Source organism: Aromatoleum toluclasticum ATCC 700605 (assembly GCF_000378245.1).
GTDB classification, from domain to species: Bacteria; Pseudomonadota; Gammaproteobacteria; order Burkholderiales; family Rhodocyclaceae; genus Aromatoleum; species Aromatoleum toluclasticum.
In genome coordinates, this window is record NZ_KB899503.1 from 141,467 (window position 1) to 158,956 (window position 17,490).

13 protein-coding genes are annotated in these 17,490 nt (G+C 63.6%); 6 read left to right on the forward strand and 7 right to left on the reverse strand.

Translation table 11 applies throughout. The features are described 5' to 3' along the window. Position 1: 1 nt before the first annotated feature. Positions 2-1,207 (reverse strand): thiolase family protein, encoded by a 1,206-nt coding sequence (locus tag F464_RS0119830; protein WP_018991599.1) that lies wholly within the window; start codon positions 1,205-1,207, stop codon positions 2-4. 425 nt (positions 1,208-1,632) lie between these two features. Here F464_RS0119830 and F464_RS0119835 point away from each other — a divergent pair, with 425 nt between their 5' ends. The 5 genes from F464_RS0119835 to F464_RS0119855 all read left to right on the forward strand — a co-directional run bounded on the left by F464_RS0119835 (position 1,633) and on the right by F464_RS0119855 (position 8,859). After that, positions 1,633-2,226: a winged helix DNA-binding protein gene (locus F464_RS0119835; protein WP_157353915.1), complete on the forward strand. Its 594-nt coding sequence runs from the start codon at positions 1,633-1,635 to the stop codon at positions 2,224-2,226. 140 nt (positions 2,227-2,366) lie between these two features. Beyond that, the gene (locus F464_RS0119840) at positions 2,367-4,382 is read left to right on the forward strand and encodes a 3-hydroxyacyl-CoA dehydrogenase/enoyl-CoA hydratase family protein (protein WP_018991601.1); all 2,016 of its coding nucleotides are present in this window, start codon (positions 2,367-2,369) and stop codon (positions 4,380-4,382) included. Between the two features lie 228 nt (positions 4,383-4,610). Further along, the gene (locus F464_RS0119845) at positions 4,611-7,340 is read left to right on the forward strand and encodes a molybdopterin-dependent oxidoreductase (RefSeq protein ID WP_026296166.1); all 2,730 of its coding nucleotides are present in this window, start codon (positions 4,611-4,613) and stop codon (positions 7,338-7,340) included. Then, a complete protein-coding gene (locus tag F464_RS0119850) occupies positions 7,337-7,984 on the forward strand; it encodes a 4Fe-4S dicluster domain-containing protein (RefSeq protein ID WP_018991603.1) in 648 nt (215 codons plus the stop codon). The genes F464_RS0119845 and F464_RS0119850 overlap by 4 nt, the downstream gene beginning before the upstream one ends. Continuing rightward, positions 7,981-8,859, forward strand: coding sequence for a DmsC/YnfH family molybdoenzyme membrane anchor subunit (locus tag F464_RS0119855; protein WP_018991604.1), 879 nt, complete (start codon positions 7,981-7,983; stop codon positions 8,857-8,859). Before F464_RS0119850 ends, F464_RS0119855 begins: the two co-directional genes overlap by 4 nt. A gap of 91 nt (positions 8,860-8,950) precedes the next feature. On the opposite strand, the gene F464_RS0119860 is transcribed toward F464_RS0119855, so the two are convergent. The 6 genes from F464_RS0119860 to F464_RS0119885 all read right to left on the reverse strand — a co-directional run bounded on the left by F464_RS0119860 (position 8,951) and on the right by F464_RS0119885 (position 16,822). Next, a complete protein-coding gene (locus F464_RS0119860) occupies positions 8,951-10,078 on the reverse strand; it encodes a Fic family protein (protein ID WP_018991605.1) in 1,128 nt (375 codons plus the stop codon). Between the two features lie 303 nt (positions 10,079-10,381). Beyond that, positions 10,382-11,146, reverse strand: coding sequence for a Qat anti-phage system TatD family nuclease QatD (qatD, locus tag F464_RS0119865; RefSeq protein ID WP_018991606.1), 765 nt, complete (start codon positions 11,144-11,146; stop codon positions 10,382-10,384). Next, positions 11,143-12,513, reverse strand: coding sequence for a Qat anti-phage system QueC-like protein QatC (gene qatC / locus F464_RS0119870; RefSeq protein WP_018991607.1), 1,371 nt, complete (start codon positions 12,511-12,513; stop codon positions 11,143-11,145). The genes qatD and qatC overlap by 4 nt, the downstream gene beginning before the upstream one ends. Further along, positions 12,510-13,364: a Qat anti-phage system associated protein QatB gene (gene qatB, locus F464_RS31085; RefSeq protein ID WP_157353918.1), complete on the reverse strand. Its 855-nt coding sequence runs from the start codon at positions 13,362-13,364 to the stop codon at positions 12,510-12,512. Before qatB ends, qatC begins: the two co-directional genes overlap by 4 nt. Positions 13,365-13,369: 5 nt before the next feature. Next, a complete protein-coding gene (qatA, locus tag F464_RS0119880) occupies positions 13,370-15,337 on the reverse strand; it encodes a Qat anti-phage system ATPase QatA (RefSeq protein ID WP_018991609.1) in 1,968 nt (655 codons plus the stop codon). Between the two features lie 387 nt (positions 15,338-15,724). Further along, positions 15,725-16,822 carry a hypothetical protein gene (locus tag F464_RS0119885; RefSeq protein ID WP_084600548.1) on the reverse strand — a complete coding sequence of 366 codons (1,098 nt, stop codon included), beginning with the start codon at positions 16,820-16,822 and terminating at the stop codon, positions 15,725-15,727. Between the two features lie 98 nt (positions 16,823-16,920). Here F464_RS0119885 and F464_RS0119890 point away from each other — a divergent pair, with 98 nt between their 5' ends. After that, a complete protein-coding gene (locus F464_RS0119890) occupies positions 16,921-17,136 on the forward strand; it encodes a hypothetical protein (RefSeq protein ID WP_018991611.1) in 216 nt (71 codons plus the stop codon). The last annotated feature ends 354 nt before the right edge of the window (positions 17,137-17,490 follow it).

Here is a 17,490-nt window from a genome sequence, read left to right on the forward strand (position 1 = left end):
GTCAGCGGTCGCCGACCTGCAATACGATGGCCATCGCGCTGTCGCCCGCCGCGCAACCGGTGAATAGGCCGTATCCGCCGCCGCGCATCGCGAGCTCCTCGATCAGCTCGATCACCGACCGCGTCCCCATCGGCGCCTGGGGGTGGCCCCAGACGAGCGAGCAGCCCCAGTTGTTCATCGCGTCGAGGTCGGCGCCGGTGTCGCGTGCGAACACGATGTCGTTGAGCGCGAACGGGTTGTGCGTCTTGATCGCGTCCATCTGCGCGAGCGCGAGCCCCGCGTGGTCGAGCGCCCGGCGGGCTGCCGGAATCATCGCTTCCGGCATGTATGCGAGTGGCACGCGCGCCTGGCCGAAACCGAGCAGGCGCACCGCGATCGACGGCTGCGACGACAGCTCGCGGGCGCACGCCGCATCGGTGACGACGATCCCCGCGTTGCCGTCGGCCGGATGGGTCTGGCAGCCGTAGGTGACGCTGCCGCCCTCGACGACCGGGCGCAGGCGGGCCAGCCCTTCAGCGGTCGAGCGATTGATGCCCTCGTCCCCGTCGAGGGTCGCCGCGCTCTTGCGGAAATCCGGTGTCGGCACGTCGAACGGCAACGTCATGAAGCGGCGCAGGAACGCGGAATCGTCTGCAAGCGCCTCGCGGTATTGGGCTTCGCGGCGCAGCACCAGCTCGTGTTGCTGCGACGTCGAGATGCCGTGCTTGCGGGCAACGTTCTCGGCAGTTGCGAGCATCGAGTGTCCGCCAAGCGGGTCGTACGTGAAGTTGTCGAGCACCCAGTTCTCGCTTGCGCCGGTGCCGCCGGGCGCGCGCGGGTTCGGGTAGTACAGGTGGGGGCCGTTCGACGTCCGGTCGCAGGTCACCGCGAGCGCCGCGCTGGCGAGCCCGAGCTCGATCTCCTGCGCCGCGGCGAGCAGGCAGCGCACGCCGGTCGCGCAGGCCTGCATCAGCGTCGGGCCGGCGACCTGCGCGCCGCCAGACATCCCCGCGAGCCACGGCAGGCCGTAGAACGCGTGGCGCTGCGGCACCGACAGGCCGAGCACGCCGTAATCGAAGGTCTCCAACGGAATGCCGCGTCGGGCGAGCTCGCGTTTCGCCACATGGGCGGCGAATTCGACGCTGTGCAGCGCGGCGAGGCTGCCCTGCCAGCGGGCGAAGGGCGTACTCCAGTAAGCGCCGTACGGAATCTCGGCTTTGAGTGCCATTTGTCTCCTCCTTTGCCGTCTCGTGCCTCAGCGCGCCAATCGACGACACGCGGACCCGAGCTCGTTTTTTAATCTCGACCTTTATCGATTGAAAGTCAATCGATCTTTAAACTTTTTTTTATTGATATTTATAACATTACCTAAGACCAGCTCGACCGGCGGACAAAGCGGCGTCGGCCGCCAGGCTGAACGGCGTATACGGGCCCGTCGGTAGTTCCGTGAGCGCTTGCAACGGGACTGCGGACGGGGGTAGCCCACCGCCGGACTGTATGGCGGGAGGAGGAAAGCGGGAGGTGCGGGAGCGGGGGGAGGCGCCTTGGGACATCCGTGAAGCCGAGCCCCGGCGATTGACAACAGCAATTCACGACGTCTAGGATAAAATCAATTGAATTTCAATTAATCCGCGCAACACTACCCAACGACTCATGCTGACGAAGACACTGCAACCCACACTTACCGGGGAAGACGAATTGGATCAGAGCTACTACAAGGGCTGGCACCTCGGCGGCACGCACCACGACGCGATGACCACCGAGTTCGAATGGGCGATGCTGCGCTTCGAGCAGGCGTTCCAGCGCTTCATGCTGCAGATCGCGAGTATGTGCGGCCTGGGCGAACTCAGTTCGGCTGAGCTTGTCCTGCTCCATGTCATCCGGATGCAGGATGGCCCCAAGACGGCCGCCGTGCTTGCGCGCCAGCTCAACATCGACGGCGTCACGAACGTGCAGTACAGCCTGCGCAAGCTCCTCAACTCCGGTTTCGTCGACAAGATCAAGGGCGCCAACAGCAAGATCTGGATGTATGCCGCCACCGAGCGCGCCGCGGCCATGCTGGACGAATACACGCGCATCCGCCGCGAGATGCTTACCGACCAGACGAAGAACTTCGAGAGCATCGACAAGAAGCTGTACGAAGCCGCGAAACTGATCAGCCTGCTCACCGGCACCTACGACGAGGCGAGCCGGATCTCGGCGACCTACTGCCGCGTCAGCCCCCCGGGCGAGAGCAAGAAGCGCTGAAGCCACAAGCGAGCGGGCGGGGCTCCCTCCCTGCCGCCACGCAGACCTCGGTTGAACACCCATGGGGCCGTGCCCGCACCGGATGCCGGGCGCCAGCGGTCCCTCCCTGAGCACGACCCCCTTCAAAGGAGCGCCGGACCATGCCCAAGACTTTCTCGAACCCCTTGCTGCATCACCCGGCGCGACCGCTGCCTCGCACTGTCGCGGTCATCGGAGCCGGCACGATCGGCCCCGACATCGGCTACTACCTGAAGAGCGCGCTCCCGGGCCTCAGGCTGATCCTCGTAGACGTCGCGCAGGGGGCGCTCGATCGCGCGCTGCAGCGTTTCGCGGACTACGCGGCGAAGGCGGTCGCGAAGGGCAAGATGAGCGAGGCGGAAGCCGCCGCAGTGACTGCCGGCGTCGTCGGGACGCTCGATTACGGCGACCTCGCGGAGGCCGACTGGGTGCTCGAGGCCGCCACCGAGGACCTCGCACTGAAGCGGCGGATCTTCGCCCAGGTCGAGGCGGTCGTGCGGCCCGATGCCCTGATTACGTCGAACACCAGCTCGCTGCCCGCCGAGCAGATCTTCTCGGGCCTCGCACATCCGGAGCGCGCAACGGTCACACACTTCTTCGCGCCGGCGTGGAAGAACCCGGTTGTCGAGGTCGTCCGCTGGAACCGCGTCGACGCCGCCCACGTCGAATACCTGCGCTGGTTATTCTGCACCACGGGCAAGGTGCCGCTCGTCACCGAGGACGTCGCGTGCTTCATGCTCGACCGCATCTTCGACAACTGGTGCAACGAGTCCGCGCTGCTGCTCGACGGTGCGACCGCGGCGGAGATCGACAGCGTCGCAAGCGAGTTCGTCCATGCCGGACCGTTCTTCGTGCTGAACCTCGCCAACGGCAACCCGATCATCACCGAGACGAACACCCTGCAGGCCGAGCTCGAAGGCGAGCATTACCGGCCCGCACCGGTGTTCCGCTCGGTGGATCGCTGGCTCACCGCGCCTCCCGGTCGGCCGGTTGCGGTCGCGCCGCACACGGCCCAGCGAGTGCGCGAGCGACTAGTCGGTGTGCTGGTTTCGCAGACCGTCGACATCCTCGACCGCAACATCGGCGAGCCCGCCGACCTCGACTTTGGCTGCCGCCAGGCGCTCGGCTTCAAGAAGGGACCGCTCGAGCTGATGCGCGACGTGGGCGGCGCCGAGACGGGCCGCATCCTCGCACGCTTCTGCGACGAGCGCCGCGGCATGCCGGCGGCGAAGAAGCCGCTCGGCGACTACCAGGGCTTCCTGCGTCACGTGCTCGTGGACGACCTCGACGGAGTGAAGATCATCACGCTGCGCCGCCCCGAGGCGATGAACGCGCTGCACGACGAAATGACCGACGAGATCCTGGCGGTGATCCGCCGCTTCGAGCACGATCCGGCCGTCGCCGGCTTCGTCCTCGTCGGCTATGGCAACCGGGCCTTCTGTGCCGGCGGCGACATCGGGCGCTTCGTCGACATGCTCGGCGACGCGACGGCCTCCGCGCAGTACGCGCGCGACTGCTCGCGACTGCTCGTGCATCTCGACCAGATGAAGAAGCCGGTCGTCGCCGCGATCAACGGGATGGCGCTCGGGGGCGGCTTCGAGCTGGCGATGCGATGCCACAGCATCGTCGCGCTGGACAGCGCCTGGATGCAGATGCCCGAGATCACGCTCGGCATCGTCCACGGCATCGGCGCGATGGTCGTGCCCTACCGGCGCTGGCCGCAGGCATCGGCCCAGTTCCACGGAATGTTGCGCCGGGCCGAGCGGCTGAAGGCGAGCCGCGCATTCGAGCTGGGAGTCGTCGACGGCATCGCCAACGATTACCCCGAACTCATCCGCGCCGCCATCGGGCGGGTGAAGGCGCTCGACGGCCAGGTCGGCAATATCCCCGACGGCGCGATCGAGATCGCCCCGCTCGATCCGATCGTGCCAGCGGCGGCGAGCGGCCAGCCGCTGAGTGCCGAGGTCATCGGCATCCTCGAGCGGGCGGTGAGCGCCGCGGCGGCCGCGCCGACCTTCTCCGAGGCCCTCGAGATCGGCTACGTGGCCTGGGGCGAAAGCGCCTGCACGGCCGCAGCGCGTGAAGGCATCACCGCGTTCCAGCAGAAGCGCAAACCCGACTTCACGAAGACGCCCTGACGCGCGCGGGGCCGCTCTTCGCCGCCCTCATTGAAACCCACCGCCGTCGCGCCTGTCCCGCGCGACGGCCCTTCCCCCGTGCTCAGCGAAAGATGCGGCGCCGGGACAGGCGCTGCACGCACCGGATAGTCCGTCTCCCCCCCGCTTCCTAGTCTGGCGCCACACGTGACGAGCGGCGAAACCAAGCCGAGTCACCCCTGCGACCCCGGCAAGGAGTGGAAGACGAACATGAGCACCACGCATAAGGTGTCGACGTACTGCTATCAGTGCGTCAACGGTCCCGACATGCTCACCGTCGAAGTGACCGACGGCGTCGCGACGACCGTCGCGCCCAACTTCGAGGCAAAGGGCTACCACCCGGCCGACGGAAAGGTGTGCGTCAAGCCGTACGGACTCGTGCAGAAGATCTACAACCCCAACCGGCTGCTGAAGCCGATGAAGCGGACGAACCCGAAGAAGGGCCGGCACGAGGATCCCGGCTGGGTCGAGATCACGTGGGACGAGGCGCTCGACACGATCGCCGCGAAGCTCAACGCGATCCGCGCGACGAGCCTCGTCGACGAGCAGGGCTATCCGCGCGTCGCCTTCACGACCGGAGGTGCCGCGACGCCCTACTTCTATATGGGCACGTTCGCATCGTTCCTCGCCGCGTGGGGACCGGTCGACCAGAGCCTGGGCGCCGGGGGCACCGTCAAGTGCTACCACACCGAGCATGTCTACGGCGAGCTGTGGCACCGCGCCTTCACGGTGTGCCCGGACACGCCGCGCTGCGAGTACATCGTCTCGTTCGGCAACAACATCGACGCCTCCGGCGGCGTCACGAGCGTGCGCCGCCATGCCGACGCCCGCGCCCGAGGCATTCGCCGCATCCAGATCGAGCCGCACCTGTCGGTGACGGGCGCATCGGCAAGCGAATGGATCCCGATCCGGCCGAAGACCGACCCGGCCTTCCTGTACGCGATGCTGCACGTGCTGCTGCACGAGCGCCCGCTCGCCGAGCTCGACGTGCCGTTTCTGAAGAACCGCACCGGCTCGCCCTACCTCGTCGGCCCGAACGGCTTCTTCCTGCGCGATCCCGAGTCGAGGAAGCCACTGGTATGGGACGCGACGAGCGGACGGGCGCTGCCGTTCGACACGCCCGGGCTCGACCCTGCGCTCGTCGGCAGCTTCAGCGTCGGGGGCATCGAAGTCGGCGCCGACAACAAAAGCTGGACTCACGAGGCCGTCGAGGTGACGACCGCGTTCGAGTTCGCGCGAAAACTCGTCGCAATGCACACGCCCGAATGGGCCGCGCCCATCTGCGACGTGCCCGCGGAGACAATACGGCGCGTCGCAACGGAGTTCCTGCAGCACGCACGCATCGGCGAGACGATCGAGTTCGAGGGCCGCACGCTGCCGTTCCGGCCCGTTGCGGTGATGCTCGGGAAGGGCGTCAACAATGGCTGGGGCGCCTATGAGTGCGTATGGGCGCGCACGATGTTGATGGTGCTCGTCGGCGGCCTCGAAGTGCCCGGCGGGCTCCTGGGCAGCACCGTGCATATTTCCGGCATGGATTTCGACCGCATGGGCTCGGTCGCCCCGCACCCCGACGGCTTCCTCGACTACCCGTTCAATCCGACCGACAAGGAGCACTGGGCAGCGCAGCCACAGGTGCGCCACGGCCACACGACGCTGATCCCGATCATCGGCGGGGGCCTGACGAGTCAGCTGATGGGCTCGACGGTGCTGTCGTGGATGCGCCTGCAGGGGCGCGCCGCCGATAGCTGGGGCAAGCCGAAGCCGCCCGACGTCTGGTTCGTCTATCGCTGCAACCCGAACATCTCGTTCTCCGAGACGGACCGGATGGGCGAGACGATGGCGACCTTCCCGTTCACGGTCGCGTTCTCCTACACCCAGGACGAGACGAATCACTTCGCGGACCTGGTGCTGCCCGAGGCGATCGACCTCGAGAGCACACAGCTGATTCGCATCGGCGGCACGCATTACTTCGAGCAGTTCTGGGACACGCAGGGCTGGGTGCTGCGCCAACCGGTCGTACCCCCGCGCGGCGAGGCGAAGGACTTCACGTGGATCGCGACCGAACTCGCACAGCGCACGGGACTCCTCGAGGCCTACAACGCGATGATCAACTTCGGCGCTGCCGGGCTGCCGCTGAAAACCGAGGCCTACGACTTCTCGCTCGACGTCACGCGCGCCCATTCGGTCGACGAGACCTGGAACGCGATCTGTCGCGCAGCGAGCGCCGATGTCACCGAGGGCGCGGCGAGCGACGGCCTGGCCTACTTCAAGGAAAAAGGCTTCCGCGTCAAACCGTTCCCGAAGATGAACTGGTTCCTGTACCCGCGCATGGAAGACCTCGGGCTGCGCTTCGAATTGCCGTACCAGGAGCGGATCCTGCGCATCGGCCAGGAACTGTCCGCGCGCCTGCACGAACAAGGCGTCACGTGGTGGGACCGGCAACTGCACGAATACGAGCCGCTGCCGACGTGGAAGGATCTAAACCGGCTGTGGGCGGATGCGTACGAGCGCGCCTACGGCATCAAGGCGAGCGACTACCCGTTCTGGCTGCTGACCGCGCGCAGCATGCAGTACGCGTGGGGCGGCAACGTCAGCCTGCAGATGATCCGCGAAGTCGCGGCGAACGTCGCCGGCCACGACGGAATCATGATCAACGCGCGGGTCGCCGACGAGCTCGGCATCGAGCAGGGCGACCGCATCGAAGTCCGTTCGCCGATCGGCGTGACGAGCGGGCGCGCGCTCCTGCGGCAGGGCGTGCGCCCCGACACCATCGTCATGGTCGGCCAGTTCGGCCACTGGAAGACGCCCTACGCGAAGGACCTCGACATGCCGAGCCTGAACAATCTCGTGCCGATGAACATGGATCTCGTCGACGGTACCGGCTCGGCAGTGGACGCGGTGCTCGTGAATATCCGCAAAGTGGGGAGGAAATCCGCATGACCCGTTACGTCATGGTTGCCGACCTCAACCGCTGCGTCGGCTGTCAGACCTGCACCGCGTCGTGCAAGCACACCAACGCGACACCGCCGGGCGTGCAGTGGCGCAAGGTGCTCGACGTCGAGATGGGCGAATACCCCAACGTCGAGCGCCTCTTCATGCCGGTCGGCTGCCAGCACTGCTCCGATCCTCCGTGCATGGAAGTGTGCCCGAGCACCGCGACCGGCCAGCGCAAGGACGGCATCGTCACCATCGACTACGACATCTGCATCGGCTGCTCGTACTGCGCGGTCGCCTGTCCATACCAGGCGCGCTACAAGGTCGAGGAACCGCGCTTCGCGTACTCCAGCGGCCCGACCGAGACGGAGGCGATCCGCTTCGACGAGGGCCGCATCGGCGTCGCGCAGAAATGCACCTTCTGCGCCGATCGCGTCGACGCCGGCCTGGCGAAAGGACTCACCCCCGGCGTCGATCCCGACGCCACCCCGGCCTGCGCGAACGCCTGCATCGCCAACGCGCTGACCTTCGGCGACCTCGAGGACCCCGACAGCAACGTCTCGAAGCTGCTGACCGACAACACCTGGTTCCGGATGCACGAAGATCTCGGCACCGATCCCGGCTTCTACTACCTGTGGGAAGAAAAATGACTCGGACGAAATTCTCCCGCTTCGGCACCTCGCACCAAACGAGCTGGGACTGGCGCGCGGCCGGCAACTTCATCTGCGGCGGCGCGGGCTCGTCGCTGCTCGCCGGCAGCGTCGCCGCCGCCTTCCCCGAGGCCCCGGACTGGCGTGTTCTGCTCGCCGCGCTGCTGCTGATCGGCGCCGGCCTCGTCTTCGTCTGGACCGAGATCGGCCGGACGTGGCGGGCGTTCAACGTGCTGTTCCATCCGCAGACGTCGTGGATGACCCGCGAGGCCTACGTCGCCGCGCTGACCGGCGCGCTGGTCGCAGGCTGGGCCTTCACCGGCATCGCCCCCCTCGCCCACGCCGCCGGTCTCGCCGCCCTGTTGTTCCTCTACTGCCAGGCGCGCATCCTGAAAGCCGCACGCGGCATTCCCGCATGGCGCGAACCGGCGATCGTGCCACTCATCGTCGCGACGGGGCTCGTCGAGGGCGTGTCGCTGCTGGTGCTGATCGCGACGGCGCAGGAGGTCCCGTCCTCGGCGCTCCTCGCTGCGCTGACCGCGCTCGCCGTGCTGCGCTTCGCCTCCTGGTTGCGCTACCGCGCCCGCATGGACGCCTCCGACATGCCGCCCGTGACGCGCCGCGTGCTGGATTCGGTATCCCGCGGAATGCTCTGGGTGGGCACGGTCGCGCCGCTGGCCGCCGCGGGGCTCACACTTGCGGTGCCTGCGATAGCCCCCCTCGCGGCGGTCGCCGCGCTCGTCGCCGGCGCGCATTTCAAGCTGCAGCTGATCACCCGCGCCGCACAGGTGCAGGGATATGCGCTGGGCAACAAGCTACGGCGGGGGCATCCGCTCACGATGAAGCCGGGGGCGGCCGAAGCGACAGCGCGATGAAACGTCGGCCGAAATTGGAGTTCACCTCGCGGCAGGGCGGTTGAGCAACACATCCCCTTCCTTGCCGCCGCACCCGCGATCGCAGTCGGCCTTATTCCGAGGGTGGCGCATTCAACTCGTAGCAGGTGCTACGGCCACCCGACGGCGACTTGCGCAAAACACCGCGGGCCATCAACTCATTGATGTCGCGCAAAGCCGTATCGGTCGAACATCTGGCAATCGCGGCCCACTTGCTGCTGGTGAGCTTGCCCTCGAAACCGTCAAGCAGCCGATTGATCAGTTCTGCCTGTCGCTCGTTCATTGGCGTGCCGGCAAAGCGTTGCCAGAACCGGGCCCTGATCAGCACGGAATCGACGGTGTGCTGCGCCTGATCGACGGCACGATGCAGCGTGACGAGGAACCACGCGAGCCACTCCGTGACGTCGAGCGGCCCCTTCTGTGTTCGCTCCAGGATGTCGTAATACGCTTCCCGTTCCCGCTGAATCTGCGCCGACAGGCTGTAGAAGCGTTGCGGGCTGCCATCGGCGCGCGCGAGCAGCAAGTCGCCAATGGCCCGCGCAACCCGACCATTGCCGTCGTCGAAAGGATGCAGCGTGACGAACCAGAGGTGCCCGATCCCCGCCCGGATAAGGGCCGGTTCGCTCGGAGCAGCGTTTATCCAGTCGAGGAAGCGGCTCGCCTCGGCTTCCAGGCGATCGCCCGGCGGTGCCTCGAAATGCACACGCTGACGCCCCACCGGGCCAGACACCACTTGCATCGGCCCACTGCCGTCATCACGCCAGGCACCGACGTTGATTCTGGAAATGCCGGAATAGCCGGTCGGAAACAGTGCGGCATGCCAGCCAAACAGCCGCTCGCGCGAGACGGGTTCGTTGCAGTGGGCTGTCGCGTCGAGAACCATCTCGACGACGCCTTCGACATTGCGATCGACGCGAGCCAGAGCACCGATGTCGACCCCAATTCGCCGAGCGATCGACGAACGCACCGATTCGACGTCGAGGCGCTCGCCCTCGATCTCGCTCGTCTTGACGACGTCGTCGGTGAGCGCGGCGAGGCTCGCCTGATCACGCAAGGCCATGCCGACATCCGCCAGACGCCCCGCCAGCAGGCCTTGGGCACGACTGACTTCGGCCAAAGCGCCCGCGAGTGCAGCCAAGTCGTAGCGCCAGTCCGGCCAGTCGCCGGCTTGCCAGATATAAGTGCAATCTCCGCGTTTCATGCGGAGATTATGAGATCCATTCCCCGCACGCGCAACTTATTCACCGCATAATTCGCGGAGATCTGGACGTACATTCTCCGTAGGTCGAGTGACTATTGAGGTGGGCAAGGCTATCCGCGTTCGAATCGGGCGATGAGGGAACGTCGCCAAGTCGGCCGAAGCGGACGGTGGATTACACCGCTGCCTCGGTCCGCAATCCGAAGGTAACCTGCCGCTCAGGGTCGGCGCAGGTCGGCTGAACGCCAGACGACCTGAATTTCCTCGACGTTTGCAGCCAGCTTGGCGCGTTAGGTCGGATCCGTTTTATTGTTTCAACATAATTGCAAGATTTCGCAGCACCTGAACGCGCATCGCCTCCGGCTCGATTCCCCTCAGGGGTGCGAGGGCAGTCAAGGTTCCCGCAACCGACCTCGGTCTAACAGCGACACCATCCACTTGGACAAACGGCCCGTCCGTTTCGGTCAGGATGCGATCAAGAGGGAGGCCCACAATCAATGAGCGGAGCCTTGGCGATCTCAGCATTTCAGAGTTGACGGAAAAATAGCAGCCCATGTCGATCGCTCGACGGGCCTCCGACACGGAACCCGTGAACCAGTGCATGACAACCCTACCGCGATCGGGGAGGCGTGTCTTCTCCAGATATTGCAGTAACTTGGAGACAGCGCGGACGCTGTGCAACGTCAGAACCTTGTCGCCTTGCTCTGCACACGCTCGCAAGACCCGCTCAAATACCCGCTCCTGAGCCTCAAGGCTCTTGTAGAAACGTGGACTCGCATCGAGCCCAACTTCGCCCACATATCGGCTTTCTGGCAGTAACCTTTCGAACAGGGCGATCTCGTTCTCGCGCTCAGCAACAAGCTGAGGATGAAGTCCGAGTGCAACGCGAACATGGGTCGAGCCCTCCGCCATCTCCTTATTGCGTGCCCAAGCCAGTGGGGTAGTCGTGACGGCTAGGGTTGCGATGCGCTCGCGCTCGCATTCCGAAATCAGTTGTGCGTGGTCGGGGTAGAGATCCAGATGGCAGTGGAAGTCGACCCACTTGGCGGCAACCAACGGCAAAGCAGTCACGATGGCTCCGCTTGCACGCCCACAAGCAGGTCAGCAACTTCCTCTAGGCCGGCCACGTAAACGTCATGATAAGCCTGAAGGTCGTTCGGGTGATCGCTGAGCGGACCGGGGCGGTGGATGTCGAATCGAGCGCGTGCAGGGCTATTGCGCAACCGTGAAATCGCGAGCCCAAATGATCGGATGTGGCTGCCTTCAGCCCTGTCGGTATGGATCACCTGCGCATGGAGATCCTGCAACTGATACTGCGTCATGTCCGGAGAGTCCCCGAGCAGCGACGCACGTCTGATGAGGCACGGCACACAATAGCCGCAATGCTTAGGCTGACGCTGGGATTCCTCCTTGGCGAACCGCGTCTTGGTAGGCGACGAGCAGGACATCGTGAGCTTCGCATTGACGGCAAGAAACGTGTCGTCCGCACAGCCCCTGACCATTTGGCCCTTGGTCTGGAACCTGTAGCGGTTGAGCAGGTGGCTCCTTAGATCGAGCATATCCAACAACTCGTTCACCCGTGCCATGTAGAAGGGATGAGTGGTCCGCGTGCTCAGCGCGCCGATTCGAAGCGGGTCCAATGGCACATTCAGCGAGATCAATCCGTTCTCGGGCACATGGATCGTCATATTTCCACCGACGGCATCCGCAGCAAGCGCAGCCAGTGCGAAGAACATGAAGGACCTGCCGCGCAGCGTGTCTTCCACGGACGCCTGGTCAACCGTGTTCTTGGGGAAACCAACGTGTGCTCGGACGTGGTTGAACTCCGAGCCAGGGAACCGGGCCTTGAGTGCATCCGCGCACAGCCTTTGGTGTTGGCTGGTGATGCCGTCCCAGTAATGGCTGATGAGCAAGGGTGATGCGCCTTCGGAGAACAGGTCAATTGCACCTATGAAGCTGTCCAGCCCGCCTGAAAAAAGGCAGACGCTGTCGGGGTTCGCCGTGCGGAGGTGCTCGGTGATAGGGGCCAAACGGCTTCTGTCGGTCGGACGCGCACGAAACTGGAACGTCCATTTGTCTCCGGAGAGGAAGTCCAGGGTGGTCCGCAGAAGAGGGGTGGCTTCTTCCCAAATGCACGGTTCCGAGACTGGCACGCAGATCTCGATTTCACGCGTCCAGGCGTCCTGGGCAGAATGTTCCCGGGAGATCCGTGTGTCTGCAGCCGTCACGGTCGCTGCAAGCACGGCGAAGTCGATCGCTCGCTCACTGGGTGTAAGTCCCAATAGATCGAGTTCCTCCAGCGCCTGCCCAAGCCCGAAATCGAGATGGTTGTAGCCATCGATGAAGTGGATTTCAGTGGCTTGCGATCCTGGAATGGCAGGCACAACAGGGGCGTCGTCGGATGGGCCAAGCCGACTTATCAAGGTGTGTGCCGTCATTGGGCATCCTCCCCTGCTTCAGCGATCAAAGAAAATGCGGCCTCGTAGATTTCGTCGACCCGCTGATCAATCTCCCGATTGCTCAGGGCTTCCAGGCCAGTCAGAAGGCCGGAGAGATGTACCCGGCAGCATCCATCGATGAACTCATGCAACTGTGTGTGCGTGTTTTCGACGGTTTCGATGTCGCTCGAGATTGCAATCCCGCGAGCTGCGATGTCGGCGATGACCCTGCCTTCGATGGACAGCGCCACGAAATCCATGAAGAACTCCCGCAATTGCTCAGGCGCCATCTCTCCAAACCCAGTTGGACCGATGTCCTCTAGATTCCCGATCGCTTCTAGCATGGCCTGCCTGGAGATCGCTTCGTCAATGGCGCCGCCCGGCGGGCAAAGAAACTCCAACATCGCGACGAACACGTCCGCTGCAGGCCTGTTGACCATGTCCCCGAGGTCCAGCCGTCGCAGCGTCTCAGCTGCTCCAATCTGCTGAAAGTCTCGAACCACGCCAAGCAGTCGAGAACCGGCCCCTCGTGATGCGCCCATCCGCTGCGCAGCACGCCTTACGCCGCCGCCGCCACCGCCACGTCCTCCACTGGAACTGCTTCCTCGAACGTAATTCGCTAGAGCCGAGCCCAGCGAACTGGCACTACCGCTCTTTGAGAAGCGCGTGAATGCCGTTCTGGCGGCGGTGAAGCCGCTTGTCACAGGAGCGGCCGAGGAACCGCCATCAGCGGGTACGTTGTCACTCGAGTCGCCCCCATCGCCGCCGGTATCGGCGTCACCGGCAGCCGGAGCCAGCCAGGAAGGCACCAAGTCCGTGGGTGGTCCGCCATATCCTTTTGATGTTCCCATGCCCATCAACCCTTGTTTGCAATGTTTCCCATGAGCGTCACTGCACTCTTCAATTTCGGGTTCTCATCTTGTGCAGCCCATGCCATATGCAACGTCTTCGCATCCTCGACCAGTGTCGGATCCTTGATGTTCGCGACCATGGCTGCCGGCCACACGCCGACCTTGCCAAGATCCAAATCTTTCGCAAACTCAAGCAGGCGCCGGCCCATCTCAGGCGCACGCTCGGACAGGACCATCAGGCCTTGGATGCCGCTCGGCTCACCCTTCATGCTTTCAGCCTGCATGACCCGTTCGCTGACCGCGCTGAAGACTTCGTCCAGTTCCTGGGACGAGAGCTTGGCGACGTCGGGCACACACCCACGGGCGACTAGCTTTCCGCCCATTAGTCGTTCGACCAAACCTTCCAGGTGTGCAGAGGCTGCGTATCCGCCCAGAGATCCGCGCTTGTCGCGGGTCACAAAGACGTAGGGGCGGAGGTCCACATTGGTGAGTGGCGGGTCCATGGCTCCCCAGCCCTTGATCCATTCGTTCTTGAGCCATTCCGCAGCTTCCGTCGAAGCGAGCTCCGCGTCCTCGACCTTGGCCCCTGTCTTCTTGCCCTCCGGCTCCGAATTTTCTTTCGTGCCGGCTTTTGGTGTTCGTGCGTTCGACTCCCCGTTCAGGAGCTTTTCGAACTGAACAACTGAAGTCGGCATCCCACCTTCCGCCGTTGCCAGTTGGGAAAGTTGCTTGTAGAAGTCTGGATAGAAGCGTTCCGCCAACATGATCTTCCCGAGGACGGTCAGCTTGATGTCATCGCCAAACCCGCGCTCCTCCGCGATGGCTCGACGCAACATCATGGTATTCAGGAACCGCTTGATCTGACGAGGGTTGCCATGCGTGCCCTCCGTCAATATCTTGGTTAAAACAGTGCTGATGACTTGCGCTTCGCGCACCGCGTCCGGAATCGGTGAGCCTATGGCCTCTTGGATTGCCTTGATGTCTAAGCCACGACTCGCCCAGGGGCGCCTCATGTCCTCGCTTGCGGCTTTGAGCAGCTCTTTGAACCGCTCGTCGCCCGCAGGCAAGGCGAGCTCGGCCAGGAGAAGCGTGATGTAGACGCGTGTTTCGGCGAGCCCAAGCGCCGGGACGCGGAAAGGGACTTGAATTAGTTTTTCCAAGTAGCTGCGGGCATAGCCGACGGGCCCGGAACTGGGGGGCAAATCGGGGAAGTGCTCTTTGACGGCGTACTCAATCATCAGCTCATCTGCGCCGATGACGAACGCTGTGCGGTCGACCATCAGAAAAAGACGGATCGCCTCAAGTGTGGCAATGGCGGTCTTTGGTAAGCAGCGGTCGAGGTCGTCGACAATCACGACCAAACGGTCCAACTCGGCAGCATCGAGCAGTTCTTTGAACTCCCTGCGGAATGCGTGAATGTGCTCAGGCAGCCGCTCAACGTCGTCAGGTGACGCTTTCAAATACTCCTGGGCCTGGCCAGCGACCGCTTTCAGCTCCTCGACCGAGATCTGATCTTGTGGTTTCTTAGCGAATGCTGCTGCAGTGTCCATCACGGCGCGCAACTGGTCGGGCGTGGGAATACCGCTGAATGCGGTGAATGCATAACCTCCGGCTTTGCGTGCCAGCCTCAGCCAGTCGACTCGCCTTAGAACTTTCTTGGCAGCTTCTGCCACTTTTTTCGAGGTCGGCCGCGCTCTGCGGAGTTCCTCGATGAGCGTCTCGATCACCACGGTCTTCGCGTCATCGAAACCTTCGAAGGTCCATCCATTGAACCAAACGCACAGCACTCGATCATTGCCCCGGAATGCCGCTTCAGTCATCTTGAGGACACTGGACTTGCCGGCCCCCCAGTCCCCATGGACGCCGATGGTCACGGGAGCGCTTGGCGTTTCTCGGATAAATCGAACAACCGTTCGCGCTATCGCCTCGTAGTAGAGAAGGTCTGTGGCCGTCTCTTGATCGTTCAGAAACATACATGGCTCCAGTATTGGCGCGGCATTCAAATGTACGGTGTGACTTTGGGATCGGCGCCGCCGAAAAAGGGACGAATTTGCTGCCCAAGGAAGATGAAGCCCACCTACCAGCAGGCGTCTGTACTGCCCATGGCCAGCAACTGTCATAGACTTCTAAGCAGACGGTCACAATTTCGAGTCTGACCGATTGTACGCATAGAGCATCATCGCCCATAGCGGTTGCCAACAATGAGGAAGGGGTTTCCGACTAGAGATTGATCTTCCTGACCGACGACTGGTGACGTGCACATTACGGACCAAAGTAAGGTCTGGTCGCCAACGGGAGCACCGGCCGAACACCCGTCTTGGCCCTCGGGGTTCGCCCGCTTTCTAAGCCGGCAGCCCCGATTAGAGACGATGGCCGATGAGCTTCACAGGATCGAAGCTGAACACATGCTCCCGTGGCGCATCGGCACATCGCCCAACAGTCCGCCGTGGCCATGCGGGAGCCCCGCTGGCCAAGTGCATGTCGCCTCCACATACTGGGCATGTGGCCACATAGCGCACTAGGCGCAAGACCTCGCCTGAGTCGGTGCGCTTGCGCTCGAGCTGCGCCGGGGCAGCCTTAATCGGCAACCATTCGTCGGGCAAGGGGGTGATGCGGTCTTCACGCGAATGAAAAACAGGCCGCCACTTCTGCCACCACATCAGGCCGCCGATGCCCACGAGGACAAAAAGACCGAGGTCACGGGTCCCAACCGGCCGGTTCTCGATGACCATCATGCCAACCGCCGACAAGGAGAAGATGAGCATGAACAGGGACGAGCCCAACAAGTTGAAACGCAAGATGTTGTGGCGTGATGAGCCGATGCCTACCTCGCCCGCACTGAACAGCCTTCGGAGTAGCACGTTGGAGAGCTTGACCGGCGAGTCGTTGGGCCGCCAATAAAGCGCTTCCTTGGCTACCGGGGATTCCCGTGCGCTGGTTACCGCATCATCGTCCTGAGTGTCAGTTTCCTGCAGCAAACCTTCGGCAGCGCCATCGCTTAAGGGGATCATCCGCAGTGAGTTCACCGCCCTATTGCCGCGTCCGCCACCTCCTCGGCGATCGAGGATGGGCTCGAATTCGACACCCGCGCGGCGCATCGCGAGATGTACTCGTCTACGTCGCGACTCCCACCACGTCTTGACACCCTTCCAGAGGTTGCCGGTGGCGGCAATGCCTGCCCAATCGCACAGCTCCTCGGTGGTGAAACATCGGGCGCTTTCCGCCATGTTGATACGGTCCAGACTTCGCCGGGTGAGTTCGTTAAGGATGTGCCAACCATCAGCATCGGACTGCTCTTGGTCCAGCCACCTAGCCAGCACTTTGAGCTCCCTTTCCCCGGCAAACGGGGTATCAGGCGCTTTTCCGTGGTTTCCGCCGCGCTCGGCTGCCACGCTGAGCTCGTCGCTGACGTTCAGATCAGCGCCACGAGAGGGGGCGGTGGGAGTTGGTGTATTCATGATCTCGGCTAAGAACGTCGGGATGTCGAGACAATTTTAACGCCAGCAAGTAGCGGCCCGTCGATCAAGCTGACATCAGGGCAAGATTGGAGAACGAGATGAGCAACAAGGACATCGTCGCGGAAGGCGCACGACATTTCCGGGATTACAAGCATTACAAGAACCCATACCAACCCGGTACCGACGCTTTCAATGATTTCGAACGCGGTTGGGTACAAGCGCTAAAGCGCGCGAATCTCTCCAACGCCAATACCTGCTTCAGGTCATGGCCGGAAAATGACGCGCCTTACGACCCCTCGCCATCGGGGCCGTAGTATCCATGAGTAATGGCAGGTGTGAGCGCAGGACCAGCCGCCTAGTGAGATGGACGTGAACGACGGCAAAGGTTTAGCGTTGTTCGACGCCTGCCAATCGGGAAAGCCGTCGATGATCGGTCGAGGCTGATGGCAGGCGTTGGACAACGCTCCAGGGAGGAAACCGCGGATTTCGGTCGGGAGCGCTCAGCGTAGGCGATGCGCTATGGAGATTGAATTCGAGCGCGGGAGACCGACGCCGGCGCCAGCGGTGGGATGAGGGCGACGCACTTGGGAATCGCCCCCGATTCTGTGGCATCGGCGCTTCGAATGGAGTTCGTCAGGCCTGCTCCGGGCCAGCATTTTGGGATCAAG